At 31.9% G+C, this 17,714-nt stretch carries 13 protein-coding genes; 4 read left to right on the plus strand and 9 right to left on the minus strand.

Annotated features, from left to right (window positions below; genetic code table 11):
* The first annotated feature begins 18 nt into the window (after nucleotides 1-18).
* Together APS56_RS11660 and APS56_RS11665 are read left to right on the plus strand one after the other, a co-directional pair.
* On the plus strand, nucleotides 19-2,268 hold the full coding sequence (locus APS56_RS11660) for a penicillin-binding protein 1A (protein ID WP_054728293.1): 2,250 nt from the start codon (nucleotides 19-21) through the stop codon (nucleotides 2,266-2,268).
* Nucleotides 2,269-2,357: 89 nt separating this feature from the next.
* Nucleotides 2,358-2,933: a peroxiredoxin-like family protein gene (locus APS56_RS11665; protein WP_054728295.1), complete on the plus strand. Its 576-nt coding sequence runs from the start codon at nucleotides 2,358-2,360 to the stop codon at nucleotides 2,931-2,933.
* Between the two features lie 175 nt (nucleotides 2,934-3,108).
* On the opposite strand, the gene APS56_RS11670 is transcribed toward APS56_RS11665, so the two are convergent.
* The 3 genes from APS56_RS11670 to APS56_RS11680 all read right to left on the minus strand — a co-directional run bounded on the left by APS56_RS11670 (nucleotide 3,109) and on the right by APS56_RS11680 (nucleotide 8,763).
* Nucleotides 3,109-6,003, minus strand: coding sequence for a T9SS type A sorting domain-containing protein (locus tag APS56_RS11670; protein ID WP_169786439.1), 2,895 nt, complete (start codon nucleotides 6,001-6,003; stop codon nucleotides 3,109-3,111).
* 406 nt (nucleotides 6,004-6,409) lie between these two features.
* Nucleotides 6,410-8,494, minus strand: a complete 2,085-nt coding sequence (locus tag APS56_RS11675) for a T9SS type A sorting domain-containing protein (RefSeq protein WP_169786440.1) — start codon at nucleotides 8,492-8,494, stop codon at nucleotides 6,410-6,412.
* Complete coding sequence (locus APS56_RS11680; RefSeq protein ID WP_054728300.1) at nucleotides 8,455-8,763, minus strand: hypothetical protein; 309 nt, start codon at nucleotides 8,761-8,763, stop codon at nucleotides 8,455-8,457. Before APS56_RS11680 ends, APS56_RS11675 begins: the two co-directional genes overlap by 40 nt.
* 89 nt (nucleotides 8,764-8,852) lie before the next feature.
* Here APS56_RS11680 and APS56_RS11685 point away from each other — a divergent pair, with 89 nt between their 5' ends.
* Complete coding sequence (locus tag APS56_RS11685) at nucleotides 8,853-9,329, plus strand: regulatory protein RecX (RefSeq protein WP_054728303.1); 477 nt, start codon at nucleotides 8,853-8,855, stop codon at nucleotides 9,327-9,329.
* Nucleotides 9,330-9,443: 114 nt separating this feature from the next.
* Here APS56_RS11685 and APS56_RS11690 read toward each other — a convergent pair whose 3' ends face one another.
* The 3 genes from APS56_RS11690 to APS56_RS11700 form a co-directional block, all read right to left on the minus strand.
* A complete protein-coding gene (locus tag APS56_RS11690; RefSeq protein WP_054728305.1) occupies nucleotides 9,444-9,941 on the minus strand; it encodes a DUF6646 family protein in 498 nt (165 codons plus the stop codon).
* Between the two features lie 61 nt (nucleotides 9,942-10,002).
* On the minus strand, nucleotides 10,003-10,863 hold the full coding sequence (locus APS56_RS11695; protein WP_054728307.1) for a cupin-like domain-containing protein: 861 nt from the start codon (nucleotides 10,861-10,863) through the stop codon (nucleotides 10,003-10,005).
* 70 nt (nucleotides 10,864-10,933) lie between these two features.
* A complete protein-coding gene (locus APS56_RS11700) occupies nucleotides 10,934-12,754 on the minus strand; it encodes a TonB-dependent receptor plug domain-containing protein (RefSeq protein WP_054728309.1) in 1,821 nt (606 codons plus the stop codon).
* 72 nt (nucleotides 12,755-12,826) lie between these two features.
* Here APS56_RS11700 and APS56_RS11705 point away from each other — a divergent pair, with 72 nt between their 5' ends.
* The gene (locus APS56_RS11705; protein WP_054728311.1) at nucleotides 12,827-14,329 is read left to right on the plus strand and encodes an aminotransferase-like domain-containing protein; all 1,503 of its coding nucleotides are present in this window, start codon (nucleotides 12,827-12,829) and stop codon (nucleotides 14,327-14,329) included.
* A gap of 293 nt (nucleotides 14,330-14,622) precedes the next feature.
* Here the strand turns inward: APS56_RS11705 and APS56_RS11710 are convergent, their stop codons facing one another.
* The 3 genes from APS56_RS11710 to APS56_RS11720 all read right to left on the minus strand — a co-directional run bounded on the left by APS56_RS11710 (nucleotide 14,623) and on the right by APS56_RS11720 (nucleotide 17,621).
* Nucleotides 14,623-15,663: an aldo/keto reductase gene (locus APS56_RS11710; RefSeq protein ID WP_054728314.1), complete on the minus strand. Its 1,041-nt coding sequence runs from the start codon at nucleotides 15,661-15,663 to the stop codon at nucleotides 14,623-14,625.
* 197 nt (nucleotides 15,664-15,860) lie between these two features.
* Nucleotides 15,861-16,820, minus strand: coding sequence for an OmpA family protein (locus APS56_RS11715; RefSeq protein WP_054728316.1), 960 nt, complete (start codon nucleotides 16,818-16,820; stop codon nucleotides 15,861-15,863).
* A 39-nt stretch (nucleotides 16,821-16,859) separates the two neighbouring features.
* Nucleotides 16,860-17,621, minus strand: coding sequence for an exodeoxyribonuclease III (locus APS56_RS11720; RefSeq protein ID WP_054728318.1), 762 nt, complete (start codon nucleotides 17,619-17,621; stop codon nucleotides 16,860-16,862).
* Nucleotides 17,622-17,714 lie beyond the last annotated feature (93 nt).

A 17,714-nucleotide genomic window follows, 5' to 3' on the forward strand; every position in this document is an offset into this window, starting at 1 on the left:
TAAAACACCTCCTACATCATGAATTGGGTTTTATCAATATTAAAAAAGAAATGGATAAAGTGGTCATTGATAGGTGTTGGTGCTGTCGTTCTTTTTTTTGTGGTTATTTATGTAAGCGTTTTTTTAGGGTTTTTCGGAAAACTGCCTACATCAGAAGATTTAAGTTCCATTAAGCAAGCTGAAGCTACCCAAGTACTGGATGCTAATGGCAAACTAATAGGAAAGTATTATATCTATGATAGGCAACCTTTAGAATTTCAGGATTTCCCTAAACATTTGATTGATGCACTTGTGGCTACTGAAGATGTTCGGTTTTATCAGCATGATGGTATTGATAATGTAAGTTTAATGCGGGTATTTGTTAAGAATATTATTCTACAAGATAAATCTGCTGGTGGTGGTAGTACTATTACGCTCCAATTGGCTAAAAACTTATTCGGAAGAAAAAATTACGCCATGTTTAGTATGCTAATCAATAAATTTAAAGAATCCATTATTGCTAAGCGTATTGAGCATATTTATTCAAAAGAAGATATTCTGATGTTGTATCTTAATACCGTACCTTTTCCAGATAACACGTATGGTATTGAAAGTGCAGCACGAAAGTTTTTTGATAAACCTGCATCAAAATTAACGTATTCTGAAGCAGCTACTTTGGTTGGTACCTTAAAAGCGACAAGTTATTTTAACCCAAGACTCCATTTGGAGCGAAGCCAATCAAGACGCGATGTGGTATTTCGACAAATGCAAAGATATGGCTATATCTCTGAAGATTCTTTGGAGATGCTTCATAATGAAAAAGTGATTTTGAATTATAAATCTTTTAATCATGATGTTGGCTTAGCTCCGTATTTTCGGGCGCAAGTAAAAAAGGAATTATTAATTATTTTAGATTCTATTAAAAAGCCAGATGGTACTAAGTATGATTTGTATCGGGATGGTTTGGTAGTTCAAACTACTTTGGACTCAACCATGCAATATCTAGCAGAAGTATCCATGAAAGAGCATTTTATAGCCTTACAAAATGTTCATGAAAAGTCATATGGAAAAGCAGCTCCTTGGCATACCAATAAGACTATTATTCAAGCGGCTATTAAAAAACTTCCAAAATATAAATTTTATGAAAATGTGGGATTATCGGAATCACAAATTTTAGATTCACTTTCCATAAAACATAAAACTGAGCTGTTCAGTTGGACTGGTGATACTATTAAAAATATGTCTACTATAGATAGTTTACAGTACTATTTAAAGTTTTTGAACACGGGCATGCTTGCCATTGAGCCTAAAACGGGCGCCATAAAAGTTTATATTGGAGGTATTGATTACCGCTATTTTAAATATGATCATATTTCGCAAAGTGAACGGCAAGTAGGTTCAACGTTTAAGCCTTTTGTATATACCGCAGCTATTGAAAATGGCATGAAACCATGCAATTATTTTTCATTAGCACCTGTTACTTATACCAATTATGGAAATTGGAGGCCAACCAATTCTGGGGGAGGAGAAGAAGATCCACACCTAAATTATAATTTAGAAAAGGCTTTGAGTCATTCAGTAAATACTATAGCTGTAAAAGTATTAAATGAGGTAGGTATTGAAAATGTTATAAACCAGGTTGAAAAGTTAGGTATTACTAAAGAATTGCCAAAACAGCCTTCATTAGCATTAGGTGTAGCTGAAATAAACTTGAAAGAATTAACAGGAGCTTATGCAAGCTATGTAAACCAAAGCAAAGGGGTAAACCCCTATGCCATAACCAAAATTCAAGATAAAGCGGGTCATGTTATAGCTTCATTTGAACCTGAAATTATAGATAATCAGGCTTTTAGTGATTATACTAGGCAAGTAGTGCTTAAAATGATGCAGTCTACAGTAAATAACGGAACTGCTAAAAGGCTTCGAACTACCTATCATCTTAAAAATGACATTGCTGGAAAAACAGGAACAACTCAAAATAATAAAGACGGTTGGTTTGTAGGGATAACTCCAAATTTGGTAACGGTTACTTGGGTTGGAAATGATAATCACAGTATCGGTTTTAAATCAACTAACATTGGACAAGGTGCAAATTCTGCATTACCTATGTTTGGCAAGTTTTACCAAAAACTAAATGTTGATGCCCGATTTAATAGCATAACAAATAGTAGTTTCGAAATGTTTTCCCAAACAGTTTTAGACGATTTAAATTGCGAATCAGAAAAACGTGATAATTTGTTAAAAAGGATTTTTGGCAAAAAGAAGAAGAAGAAATTTAATGATAATTAATTTTACTAAGTAGGTTGAATATTGTAAAATCAGCTTTATTAGTATATTAAACCCTTTTATTGTTTATCTATATGTAAATATATATACCTATGAGTGATTTACAAGAATTCCAAAAGTTAGTTATTGCAAATGCAGCTCATGTAAAAGGACTCTCAATAGGTGATAAAGCACCTGACTTTACTTTACAAAATGCATATGGAAACGAAGTAACACTTTCTAATATACTTACATCGGGTCCGGTAATTATAAAATTCTATCGTGGTGAATGGTGTCCTATTTGCAATCTTGATCTTAGAGACATACAGAAATATTTACCTAAAATAAAATCTTATGGTGCTTCATTGTTAGCCATTAGTCCACAAAACCCAGATGATGCATTAACTGCTATTCAAAAAAATGATTTAGGCTTTGAAGTATTAAGCGATTCTCATCAAGAGGTTATAAAAGCTTATAATCTTCAATTTGATCCTGGTAACGATTACCATAATAGGCGTGATTTATCACTTGTAAATGGCAATGGATCTACAGACTTACTGGTTCCAGCTACTTTTATCATAAATACAAATCAGGTAATTGAATCGGCGCATATTGATCCAAATTATACCAATAGAATGCCTCCTAAAGATATACTAAATATATTGGCACAAATGAATACTGAAAACTAACAGTTTGTTAATTTGAGTTCGATTAAAAACCTATATGGTTTTGTAGTTTATGCTAACACATGAAACTTAGGTGTTTTAAGTTTTTATTTATAGTTATTTGTTCTGTATCTCATCGAAATGGAAAACAGTAATCTTTTTAATTTCTGGTTTAAAATTTATTCTTTAAATCATAGCATTATTTTTTAACTGCCTTTTTAATAATTACAGCACCATTAGATAAGGTTACTTTTGCAATGTAAACTATATTGTTTAATTTGGAAAGGTTGTAGGTCTCTTTGCTGTTTCCCCCTTTAAATTGGTACAGTTGTTTTCCTAAAAGGTTAAAAATACTAACGGATTCAATGTTAAGGTTGTTAAAAACACTAAATTGAACCTGATTGTTTTGAAACTCAACAATACTTAAGTCAGTTTGGTTTGTAGTGGTAGTATTTATTGATAAAGTATTTGTATTAAATACAATTTCAAAACGATTGTTAAATTCTCCAGTTTCAGACGTAAATGTATAATCACTATCAGATAAATTATGAGTTTTGTTTAATAAATTATCTTTTAGATATATAGCATTGTCAGTTAAAAAATCACCTTCTATATCATCAATAGATAATTTATATAAAGTGGCAGCATTTATAGTTGTTGAAAAGCCAAGACTGATGACCTCATCCTTATTCATGTTATTTACAGCTTTACTTTGAATGGCGTATTTTTGATTTGAACCAGTAATAGTACTATATAGAGCAGCACCGCTTGTTGGATATTTTGTAGCATCGTAGGCAGCTCCATCATCATTGTTGGTAGCTCCATTTATATACCCCACAAGAATTTGATTGTATACTCCGTTGTCTGAACTTAAGTTAAGCCATAATTTATTGATTTCTGTATTAGTTGATTTCTCTTTAACATTTGAACTTTTAAAAAACTGACTGTTTTCTGTAGGTCCTTTGACACGCATACTGTTATTAAAAATTACATTAGAACTATATACGTTATCTGATAAGGAAGTAGCTGATGCAGCATTATCCATAGATACAAAAAAACCTTGACCAGATGGAATATATCTGCTTGGTTTAATACCATCTCCACCAGCTATTTGACCTAAGAAGTTGATAATAGCATAATCATCATTTGAAAAGTTGAGTTGTTCATTACCGTTGGTTGTACCAGAAGGCGGTGTATTTTGTGACCATAAATAGATAGCACCACTAAGAGATTTTGTTGATGTAATGTCTGTAGAAATATTGCTATTGGCAGCTAAAAATAAATCGGCATCTATGGCTGAAGGGTATGGGTTTCCTATAAAATTCCAGTTATTATCTTTTAGTTCCGTGTCATTTCTATAAATAGGGAGACTGTATATGCCGTTATTAAAAGTGCCTTCAAATGTATAAGCAATTCTTTTTGAGGTGCCAGGAGTATTATTAAAAATGCTTTGGTTGCTTGTTGATGCATATCCAACCCCAGGAGTCATTATAGTTGTTCCGCTAACCCATGCCCAGTCATTACCATCATCATCTATATCATCTTGCCCTGCATCTTTAGCATTGTTATTTCCAACTTCAGCTTTTGCATCGATAAAGTTTTGAGCTATAAACTTAAATCGTCTGTTTGTATTAGATTTTAATAAGCCACTACCAATGGTTTCTCCTGAAACAGGAGAACTCCAATAGGTATATTCATACCATTGATTCATAAGTGCTGTTTCTTTATTTACGCTCATTAATCCATTGTTAATGATAGTGCCATTGTTATTATTTTGTACAAAAGAGCCTTGAGTTTCTACTATAATTTGACCGTTTACAATCACATCATTTTCAACTTCTATATATGTGTTATTATCTACAGTTAGTATGTAAGGAGTATTAATGTTTAATGTTTTACAACTAAAACTACCTTCTGTTGAGGTATTGTAACTATCATCAATAAGTGTTTTTATGCTAAGAGTTGGTTGTATGCCGTTTACCCAAGCACCGTTTCTCCAAATAGCATATTGTGTACCAGTTATTTCAATATCATCATAAGCAATACCATCATAGTTTTGAGAATAATTATCATACTGTCCTAATTTTATTTGAAAAGTAGATGATACCGTTTGTCCTGCATCATTTAAGAGTTGGTCAATATCTATATTGGTTATTTCGTTCCATGTGTTATTTGTAACATTTTCAGGGTTTATGGTATACACTTTTATCCACGTTGCAGTATTGTTTCCACGGATCCAAACAGCATCGTTGTCATGATTTTCATCGCCATAGTCTGCAAACCAGAACGATAGTTCTAAATCGGTAGCGTCTATATAGTTTGATAAATTTAAAGTTTTTATTAAGTAATTTTCAGAATATCTATCATCTCGGTTACTGTCAAAAAAAGCCGCCTTAGAACCTGTGTGCTCTTCAACATTAAAACGAAGTCTTCCATTTCTTGTTTTTTCATAATCCCAACCACATAATCCATTTAAATCAGAACTATTATTGGTGTATTCATTGATATTAGCTGTTTCAAAACCCTCATTCCATGGGAGTGTTATAGCGTCTGTGGTGCATGGTATTGGTTTAATTCCTGTAATAGAAATTTCATCAATGTATAGTTTATCAGCATTATCAGAATCAGATTCAAATGTAATTTCTGAATTAGATTTAAACGTATAATCTGTAGAATTTAATGTAAAAGTAGCTATTTGCTTTCTTCCATTTTGGTTCCAGTAATCTTTATATTTATATCTTTCTAAACGATTGCCATCTAATTTTACTTCAAACCTATCTTGATTGTTATCAAATCCATCTGATTCAAATGAAAAAGAAATGGTTACACTTGTATAATTCAACAAATTAAATTTTTGATAGAATGAAGAAGCTTCTCCACTATCATCTTTTATTTCCCAAGAGTTATTCCCTTCTGGTGATGAGTTATTGTTTGTAACATATTTAGAGTCGTTTCCTCCATCAATCCAGCCACCTGCATTGTCTTCAAAATCTGTAAAATATGGTAGGTCTGTTTGTGCGTAGTTATATGTAATACCTAATAATAATACTAATAAAAATAAAGATTGTTTTTTTAATGTAAATGTTGTGTTCATACGTAATACTTTGATAGATTGGGGTTGTTTTTTACTTTTGTGCATTTCATCTGTATTTTTTACAACTACTTAAAGTTTATCCGTTTTTTTTGCATTATTTTTCGTTTTATCGGATTTTTTAGGAGTTGAACTAACTGGTATTCAATGCTTTAGCAAAAGTATGTAAAATGATACTCTCTCATTTGGAAAATAGACTTACAGTGTAAAATTTCGTTAAAAAACAGGTTTATTTTTTTAAACGGATTAAATTTGCAGATGAACGGGTTTTTAGTTTAGAGTGTGGTTTTTTAGGGCACTAAAAGTAGTAGGGTAAGTTATAGTAGTATTAATTAAAAAAAGAGATTGCCTAAAAAAATCAATTAAATGACTTATTAGCAAATTCTCTATTCTTAAATAAGAGCTGAGATTATTTTTTAACTGCCTTTTTAGTAATTACAGCATCATTGGATAGTGTGATTTTAGCAATATAAACCATATTGCTTACATTATAAAGTGTGTAAGTTTCTGTACTGTTTTGCCCTATAAAGTTATAAAGTTGCCTTCCAAAAAGGTCGAAAATTTTTACCGATTTTATTTTTAAGTTCTCAGGAATATTAAATTGTACTCGATTGTTATGCAGTTCAACAATATTTATATCATTTTTATTCATTATTACGGGATCTGCTGATAAAATACCTTCAGTATCGAATGCTATTTCAAAACGGTCATTAAACTCTCCTGCTTCTGATGTAAATGTATAATTGCTTTCTGATAAATTGTGTACTTGGTTGAGTAGGTTGTCTTTTAAGTATATAGTGTTTTTATTAAAGAAGTTGCCGTGCAATTGGGCTATAGAAAGTTTGAATAAAGTAGCCACTTTAATTGTTGATTTGAACCCAAGCTTAATATTTTCATTTTTGTTTAAACTATTGACATCTTTACCTTGAATGGCAAATTTACCGTTGTCACTTTCAATAATAGAATATAGAGAAGTGTCTTTTAAAGATGCATAATCACGAGGTGCATCATAAAATGCTCCATCATTACCATTTGTAGCGCCATTTACATAGCCAATCATTATTTGTTTATAAACACCATTATCTGAGGTTAAATTTACCCAAAGCTTATTTGAAACTGTGGCGTCACTTTTTTTATTTTTAGTATTAGGACTTTTAAAGAATAGGCTATTATCATGACTAATACCACGCATGGAATTACTAAATGTTAAATTGCCTGAAGTTTGAGCGATAACAAAAAAGCCTTGGCCTGAAGGTATAAACCTACTTGGAGGAGTGCCTGTATCTGCTCTAGCTCCTATTTCTCCTACACCATTTATTATAGCATAATCATCGTTTGAAAAATTAGAACCTTGTGAGCCGCTATTATTACTACTTGGTGGTGTGCTCTGATCCCATAAATAAATCAGATCTACCAACCCGCTGTTAACTAAAAAGAATTGATCAGCACTTATTGCACCAGGGTATGGATTTCCAACCAAATTCCAATCTTCATAAGCTCCTCCACTGTTATTAACTAAAGGCACTATAACGTCACCATTATTAAAGTCGCCATAAAATTCAAAAATTTCTTGACGAGGAAAGGCTGTGCCCAATTCATTTGCCACTGCAGCATAACCAACACCAGGAGTCATAGCTCCTGTAGGTGTATTTACCCAATCATTACCATCATCATCAATTCCATCTTGACCAGCAATAAAGGTGTTAGTATTATTAACTTCAGATAAAAGATCTTCATAGTTAGCAGCATTAAAGGTAAAGCGTCTATCAATAGGTGTATTTCCCAATGCAGATTCAATAGTTTCAGTTTTGGAAGGCGAACTCCAATAGGTATAGGTATACCATTTTTGCATGGTTTTTGTTTTAGAAACTAAGGCAGCACCACCAGCATTTACTTTGGTGGTTGAGGCCCCGTTATTTTGAACAAAATTACCTTGTGATTCCACCGTAATTCTACCATCTACACTAACATCATTAATTATTTCAACATAATGTTCATCAGTAACTCTTAGTTCAAACCCAGGGCTTATAGTTAAACTACAGGCTTTAAAGCTACCATGTGTGGTGGTATTATAATCACCTGCAATAATAACATGGCTTGTTATTAAAGGTGGATCAATAGGAAACCAATTACTACCATTCCAAGTGATAGGAAGCCCAATGCATGGTATTGCAGATACTACACCTTTTATTATTATACCTTTATTTGTTGTGGTATGTTCTTCTATATCAAGAGTTCCAAGCGCGCTATTAGCTTCATAGGCATATAAACGAAACCTAATGGTTTCAGTTATATTTATAAAGGCAGTCAAATCAATATTATTAATGTTTTCTCCATTTTCAGATACAGAAAGGTCCGTAAATACAGAGGTAAACCCAGAACCTGCATCAACTTGAATATCTAGCTTTGTTGGACCATCAGAAGAACTCCTGTCATATTTTAAGTCCATGGTGGTTAGAGTAATTTGATGTCCAGCATTGGGGTTAAAGTCCATTCTAAGTAATCATCTGTTTCTGGACTATTACCCGTAGTCCAATTATTAGAATTGTATTTTGTTGATGGTATTCCAGTATTAGTTTCGGTAATTCCAGGACCTCTACAAATACCTGTTGCTGAAATGTTTGGGTCATTTGAAATTACACCACTACAAGCTGAATTTTGAACAGAACTAAAAGAAGCAATTTCTTGTCCTAATCCAAAATGAATTCCGCAAATAAGCGCGACAATAAATGAAAATGATTTTGTAAAAGTTATTTTTTTCATAATCGAGAGGATTTAAAAATCTAAACTTGGTACAGCTTGATTTGGTTTTTATATTTTATTAGTTTAGTTACTATTGTTATTTTTGGTGTATGTTACCATCAAAAAAAACATTTACCTTACAAGAAGCTACCCAAAAAATGGAGCAGTATTGTGCGTATCAAGAACGTTGCCATCAAGAGGTTCGAAAAAAGTTAGAAACCATGCACATGATACCTGAAGCTATCGATATTGTTATGGTGCACCTTTTAGAACATAACTTTCTTAATGAAGAGCGTTTTGCTAAAACATTTGTAAGCGGTAAGTTCAGGATAAAGGCTTGGGGCCGTGGTCGATTAGTTTATGAACTTAAGAAAAAAAATGTAAGTAAAGTTAATATAAATCAAGCACTTAGGGAAATTTCTGACGAGGAATATAACGAGATTTTTAATGATTTAGCCGAAAAAAGGGTTAATTCTATCAAAGAAAAGAACCTTTATAAGAAAAAAAAGAAGTTTGTAGATTACTTTCTATACCGTGGATGGGAGTCTTTTTTGGTGTATGATAAAGCTAATGAATTGATTAAATAATTTTATTATAAGTGAAATAACTGAATGTTTTTAGTAGCTAATTGTGAAAATTGTAGAAAAAAAGGGCAAAACATAAAATGTTTTGCCCTTTTTCAGTAAAAAAGAGGTGTTTAATTACAAATTAAAAACAGCTCCTAAATTAACTGTAAATTGATTATGTAATTTTTCAGCAGGTGTTAAAACCTCCGTGTTATATTTTGCAAAAGGAGCATTTAATTCGGTAACAACGCCAAAACCATCAGTAAAGAAATAACGCATTCCCAAATGTCCACCAAAGTTTTTGAGTCCGAAACTCAAACCAGGATATAAATCAAAGTTATCATCAATATTTATTACATTACCTAAGTTCGCATTAAAACGAGCTCTGATGTCAAAGCGGTCACCAAAATTGGCATCTAAAACATCCACATCATCAATACCTAATGCATAGGTAGATGAAAATCCTAATGAAATGTTTTCGCCAACACCAAAATCATAACTTATATTAAGTCCCGTAGAATTATTTTGAAGATTAGCCCCTACTTGAAATTTGTTATCACCTTTTCCAGAAAACGCTTGTGCGTTTACAAAAGATACGGTTAGTAGTGTTACTATTAAAATTAAATTTTTCATATTTTTTGTTTAAAATTTGAGTCGGCAAATATATTATAAGTTTTTAAAAAAAAGATCTAATTTATAAACCTTTATGGGTTCTTATTATAGCTTGTTTGTTTTTCCAGTCAATCCATTTTTGCCCTTTTAATCGGCGCATGGCATTATCATAATTTCGCATAATAAATATATTATAAATAGCTTTGCTAAGATTTTTAGGATTTCTAGCAATGGCACGCAAACTCATAGAGAAACCAGGGGTAATGTAATGCATATGATGCCAATATCCTTCGGGGATATATAAGATTTCACCATGATTGAGTGTCGTTTTATAGCCTTTTGCCTTTTTTAATAAAGGCCATTTTTCAAAATTGGGGTTATTAAAATTAATATCTTCTCGAGTAATTAAAGAGTGTGGTATTTTATACAAATAGTCATTCTGTTTTTGATCATACAGTATAATTTGTTTTTCGCCTTCAAAATGGAAGTGAAAAATATTTGCTAAATCAATATCATAATGCATAAAAGTATGCGAATTTTGGCCTCCAAAGAACAACATGGGAATGTTTTTCATAAGTCGAATTCCAAAATCTGGAAATGTAAAATCTTTTGAAAGTTGTGGGATTTCCTTAATAGCATTCCATAGAAAGATACGGTATTTAGTAGGTTCGCGCTTTAATAAATCAATATAATCACCCAATTTCATTTTAGCATGAGGTTGATTAAATCCATCTTTAAAATCTACGGGTCTATCATCGTATAAGGGTACAATCATATCATTAGCTAAGCTCTTAATATAATTTAAGTTCCATTTAGTATAAGCGGGCCAATCTTCTATAAACCGTTCAATAACTACTGGTTTTTGTGGTTTAAAGTAGTGTTTTAAAAAATCTGCTTTTGTTATGGTTTTTACCCGAGGGATGTCTAATAAATTTAATGCCAATGTTGCTTAGTTTGGTATGTCAAATTTAAGAAAACCTTAGCGAATTTAGTCTGATTGTATTTGTTTAAATTTAATTAAAGTTATAACGAAGACCAAATAACATGTTACTTGGTGGCATGGGTACAAAACCAGCTTCAATATAATCTGCATTAAAAATATTACTTGCTGTTATTGTAAATTCTAATTGTTTTAAGTTTAATACTAATGAGGCATCCCAAACATTATAGCTTTCGCCCGTGGTGCGCTCTGCATGCTTATATATCAAATTCTGACTTATATTTTTAAACAATTGTGTGCTTAAACGGCTTGTAAAATGATGTTTCAATGTGTTTAATGAATAACGAGATAGTTCTTTATTTTGGTCTAAAATATCATCTTCCAAAAAATTGTAACCAATTGATAGTGTTTGTTTAAATGTATTAATGTTAAAGTGATACGCTAAATCAACTTCAAATCCTTGAGTATTTACTTTGGTTATGTTAGTAGCGGTATAAACAGGTTCAGTAGTATCTGGTCGAATAAAATCAATTAAGTTTTTAGCATCTCTATTGTAAATTGCTAATGAACCTGAAAATTTAGGTGAAAAATATTTGATGCCGATTTCTTGGGCAAAGGCTTCTTCAACTTCTAATTCTGGATTTCCCGCGGTGCTAGGGTCGTTATAAAACAAATCAGTATAGGTTGGTGTTCTGTATGTGTAACCAATATTTCCATACATTTTTAATTGATCGGTTATTTTATATCCAACATCTAAGCCAGGAAAAGCATAAAAATCGAAATCAGAAAAATACGTTACAGCAACTCCTGGGGTAAAATCTAATTTGTTATTTAATAGTTTAAATTCATGTTCTAAAAACAGCGTAGTCATAAATCTATTTCTATTGCCTAAATTGTTGCTTTTAAGGTACACTTTAGAAATATCTATACCAAAACCTGTAATACCTATATTAGATTTGTAAGAAGCATTAACTTCGGCACCCATTTTATTAGTTATATGTAAATTTCTATAAACAGTTGGGTCGTTTCTTAAATATATATAATCATCTTGATTGCGTTTCCAATATACGCGTGGTTTAATGGTTAGTTTTTCCGTTTTAAACTTCGTAGAAAATCCAATGAGGCTATTTTGTGTCTCTTCGTATTGTTCTGTAGCACTTTCTCTGGCATAAAAACCATTTGCACCAAATTTTCGTTCTTGAAATGTAGCAATCATTTCAATGGCTTTTCTGTTTTTATTAAAATGACTTTTTACAAAATAATTACTGTTATCGTAATCGGTATTATGTCTGTACCCTTCAGAAGACATTTTGTCAAAATGTACTATATGGGATGAATTTTCAAAGTCTGTACCAACTGTAATTCCTGCATTTAATTGTCCAAAAGAGCCTGTTTCCGTTTTAGCAGAAACCATGTTTTTTAATTCTTTTTTGGTAACAATATTTATTGCACCTGTAAAAGCGTTTTGTCCAAAAACTCTTGCAGCAGGACCTTTAATAACTTCAATACGCTCAATAATTTCAATTGGTAAGGCTGCATTCATGGTATGGTGGCCTGTTTGCGCATCATCCATTTTTATACCATCAATAAGTATTAAAGTTTGATCGAAACTTCCGCCTCTAATATATAAATCGGCTTGACTCCCTGAAGTTCCGCGGCGTCTTACATCTATACCAGCAATTTGCTGCAATACATCTGCAATATTATTAGCAGCACTATTTTTAATGTCTTCAGAAGAAATAATATTAATAGTTCTTGAGTTTTCCTTAAATGGAAGGTCTATTCTTGTTGATGAAATAATTATTGTATCTAAGGCTTGATTTTGTTGCTTGTCTTGAGCGTAACCAATTAAAGTTGATAAAATTAAGGCAGTTATGGCGAATTTAGTTTTCATAAAATGGATGTCTTTAAAACGCTACAAAATTACTAACTTGCCGGACGAGTTAAATAGTCCAGTTTTAAAACAATGAATAGTCCGGTTGACCAACTTTTAAAGCAATTAGTCCAATTTGATAAATGTAGTCCACAACCTGTTTATATACAAATAGCGCAGCAGATTATAAATGCCATCCAACGCGGCTATTTATCTATAGGTACGGTACTACCAGGAACACGAGTTTTAAGTCGACTTTTAAAAATCCATAGAAACACTGTAGTAGCTGTTTATGAGGAATTGGCATCCCAAGGATGGGTAGAAATAATTCCTAATAAAGGTACTTTTATATTAATGCCAGAACAAACTACAGCTCCTATAAAAGCAACCACTCAACAATTAGATCAGGTTTATGAGAATTCTAAAAAACCTGGTTTTCCTTTTCAGCCTTCATTCAATTTGGCGTCTACTTTGCAAACATCAAAAGCAAGGTATAGTATTAATGATGGTACTCCTGATTTAAGACTCCATCCTGTACATCAGTTTTCTAGATGGTACAGTGCCGCTATGAAACGAAAATCGTTAATTTCAAAATGGAACAGAACCACACAAGTATTCCATTCTGTTTTTGAAACTCAATTATGCAATTACTTAAATGCTACTAGAGGATTTCATATAAAACCAAACAACCTTATAAGTACTCGAAGTACTGAAATGAGTTTATATATAGTATCTCGACTTTTAATAAAGCCAAAGGATGTTGTCATAGTGGGGCATTTAAGTAATTATGCAGCTAATATGATTTTTCAGCAAGCAGGAGCTAATATAAAAACCATTCCAATTGATAGCAATGGATTGGATATTGATTATATACGAACTCATTTTGTAAAAGATAGTGTTCGGTGTGTCTATGTATGTGCCCATAGGCATTACCCAACATCTGTCACTTTGAGTGCAGAACGCCGTTTAAAATTGTTGGAATTGGCTAAGGCCTATCAATTTGCTATTATTGAAGATGATTATGATTATGATTTTCAGTTTGAAGGGTCAGCTATGTTACCAATGGCAAGTGCCGATGCTAATGGTGTGGTAGTTTATTTAGGCAAACTTGGTCAGTCGTTATTTCCAAGTTTTCAAACAGGATTTGTAGTTGCTACTGAAAGTTTAATTTCTGAAGCCAAAAATTATTTACAATTATTAGATAAACAAGGTGATATTGTGCAAGAACAAATGCTTACTGAATTAATTTATGAAGGAGAAATTTATAGACTCATAAAAAAAAATGTTATGGTTTATAAGCAAAGACGCGATAGTTTAGAAATGTATTTAACAAGGTATTTTAAGGATTTGATTACTTGGGAAAAACCTTCGGGCGGATTGGCCATATGGTTGCAGTTTAAATATAATATTTCATTGGTTAAATTAGCAGAGGCCGCTGAAAACTACGATTTATTTCTTCCTAAAACGATTCTTTATCAAGATAGAGACACTTGTGCCATTCGTTTTGGATATGGGCATTTAAATGAAGAAGAAATAGAATCAGTTATTATAAAATTAAAACAAGCTTACAATACAGTATTTAAAGATTTTGTTTAATTAAAATATTGAAACTATCTATTAAATAGTGTAATATAGGAATTTAGCTTTTTTAAAATTTTATTAAGATACCTTCCATCCCTAAGCTTTAAACTTTTGTGATAATTTATGGCAATACTTTAAAAATTGATATTCTTTTAGCAGTGTATTTAGAGATTGAAAACTTAAGCTATAATGAAAAACCTGAATTACATATAAAAAATTAAAGTCTTATTTATTTATAATTGGGGTTTATTTTAAATAGTGCAAGAATGAGTCAAAAAGAATTAATCGGGGTGTTTTTCAAAAAATGATTAAGTTGCTGGATTAGGAATTAATTTATGTATTTCATTAATTTGTTTTAAAACGTCGTTATTCACGGTAACATAAATTGAGTTAATATTTTCTTTTAATTGTTGTAAATTGGTGGCTCCAATAATATTACTTGTTACAAAATCTTGTTGGGTAACAAATGCCAAACTCATTTGAGCTAAGGTCATATTATTATCTTCTGCTATTTTTAGGTAGTGTTTTGTTGCTTCAGTGCATGATTTGCTACTGTAACGCGAAAACCTTGGAAATAATTTTAATCGTGCATTGTCCGCAGCTGTTTCTTTTATGTATTTGCCAGAAAGTACTCCAAATGCCATAGGAGAATAAGCTAATAAGCCTATATTTTCACGCATGGAAATTTCGGCCATATCACCTTCGTAAATTCTGTTAAGTAATGAATAGGCATTTTGAATGGTTTTCATACGAGGTAAACAATGGGCTTTAGATTCTTCTAAAAAACGCATGGTTCCCCAAGCTTTTTCATTTGAAATACCAATTTGACGGATTTTACCTAATTTGATTTGTTCATCAAGTTTATGTAGAACTTCATTAAAATTATCTTTCCAAATATCATCTGGCTTGTGTTTATAATCTCGAGTACTAAAGGTGTTGGTATCACGTTCAGGCCAGTGTATTTGATATAAATCGATGTAATCAGTTTGTAAGCGTTTTAATTCTGCATTTATGGCTTCTACAATGGAATGCCCACTTAAACCAGTTGACCTAATATGTGCCGTATAATCGCTTGGGCGACCTATAATTTTACTGGCTAAAACTACATTATGACGGTTGCCAGTTTTTTTTAGCCAATTGCCAATAATTTTACTGGTTGCACCTTGCGTTTTAGGACTTGCTGGCACGGGATACATTTCGGCTGTATCAATGAAATTAACCCCTTGATTAAAAGCATAATCTAATTGAGCATGGCCTTCAACTTCGGTGTTTTGATTGCCCCAGGTCATAGAACCTAAACATATTTTACTAACTTTTATATCGGTTTTGGGAAGGGTTGTGTATTTCATTAATAGTATTTTGTTATTTTCACTAAGCAGTGAACTTGTTTTATTAGAATTTTTAAATTTATGATTGTGTTTCTGATTTTACAGGAAAACAATATTATTAGATGCGAGGTAAAGATAAAAAACCCAAAAAAGTTTAATAACTTTTTTGGGTTTTTTTATGCATCAGCAATAGATACCAAGCAGATGTTAATCACTTATTAATGCTCTCCTAATAACTTGGAAAGCTCATCTAACTTAGGTGTTAAAATAACTTCTATGCGTCTGTTTTTTGCTTTACCTTGAATGGTTTCATTGGATGCAATAGGTGCAAATTCTCCACGACCTGCTGCTGTTAAATTTTCTGGGTTTATTTTATCATTATCTCTTAAAATATTCACAATAGCGGTTGCTCTTTTGGTTGATAAATCCCAGTTATCACTTATATTGCCATTGCCTTGATATGGTGCGTTATCTGTATGACCTTCAATTAAAACAGCAATATCTGGGTTTTCACCAAGTACGGTTCCTAATTGATTAACAGCTCTTCGTCCTTCAGCTCCTACAGCCCAGCTTCCAGAACTGAAAAGTAATTTGTTCTCCATTGATACATATACTTTCCCATCACGTTGCTCAACAGTTAACCCTTTACCTTCAAAATCTGTTAAAGCTTTTGAAATAGCATTTTTTAGTGTTGTCATGGCTGCATCTTTGGAGGCGATGATGGCTTCTAGTTCTGCTACACGGCTAGAACGGTCTTCTAATTCTTTTTTAAGTTTTTCCAATCGTGAGTTTTCTGCGGCTAAAGCTTGTTCTTTAGCTTCTAATGCGGCTAATAATTCTCTGTTTTTTTGTGAGTTTTCAGCAATAGATCTTGAACTGTTTTTTTCTAAAGCATCATAAGACGCTTTTAAATTTTCTAAATTGGTTTGGGCAGCATCGTATTCACCTTGTAATCTTTTTCTATTTGAGTCTGCTTCTTTATATTGTTTTTGAAGTTTACTCAATTCATTTTCAAGTTTGTTTTTGGCCAATAATAAATCTCTGTTTTCTTCAGAAATTTTTCTGTTTTCTTCTTTTAAATTAGTGTATTTATTTTCTAAATCTTTATAGACTTTAGGAGAAACACAGGATGCTAAAAGCATCAACACAACGACTGATAATGTGATTTTTCTAATCATTTTTTTGGGTTCAATTATTTTTATTACTTATTTAAAACTTTACTTTTCAATAGACACTAAAATAGGACAATGGTCGCTATGTATAGCATCATGCAATATAACGGCTCTTTTTATATTTTCTTGTAATGGTTTTGAAACCATGGCATAATCTAATCGCCAACCCTTATTATTAGCTCGTGCATTGGCTCGGTAACTCCACCAGCTATATTGTTGCAGATTGGCATTTAAGTACCTGAAAGAATCAATAAATCCACTATCAATAAAAGCACCAATCCAAGCACGTTCAACTGGTAAAAACCCAGAAACACCTTTCATTTTAGGGTTATGAATATCAATTTCTTCATGGCAAATATTATAATCGCCACAAATAACTAAGTTTGGAATTTCTTTTTTCAAGTTATTAATGTATTCTTGAAACATATCCATGTATTCTAACTTATGGTTTAAGCGAGCATCATTAGTTCCGGATGGTAAATATAAACTCATGATTGAAATACCATCAAAATCTGCACGAAGATTTCTACCTTCAAAGTCCATAGAAGCAATTCCTGTGCCATACTCCACATGATTGGGTTTTATTTTGCTTAAAATAGCAACGCCGCTATATCCCTTTTTTTCAGCACTAAACCAGTAATTATATTTATAGCCTGCATCTTCAAAAAGAGTTACATCTAATTGTTCTTTCATGGCTTTAATTTCTTGTAAACAAATAACGTCTGGATTTGCACTTTTTAACCAATCTATAAAACCTTTATTAATGGCTGCACGTATACCGTTTACATTATATGATATTATTTTCATTTCTTTATCTATTTTTAAAAAGATTTTGGCCTTCGTTAGAATTGATTTTGCTTTAATTAGGAGCAATATCAAATTTTAGCTAAATTAAATAAT

Source organism: Pseudalgibacter alginicilyticus (assembly GCF_001310225.1).
GTDB lineage: Bacteria > Bacteroidota > Bacteroidia > Flavobacteriales > Flavobacteriaceae > Pseudalgibacter > Pseudalgibacter alginicilyticus.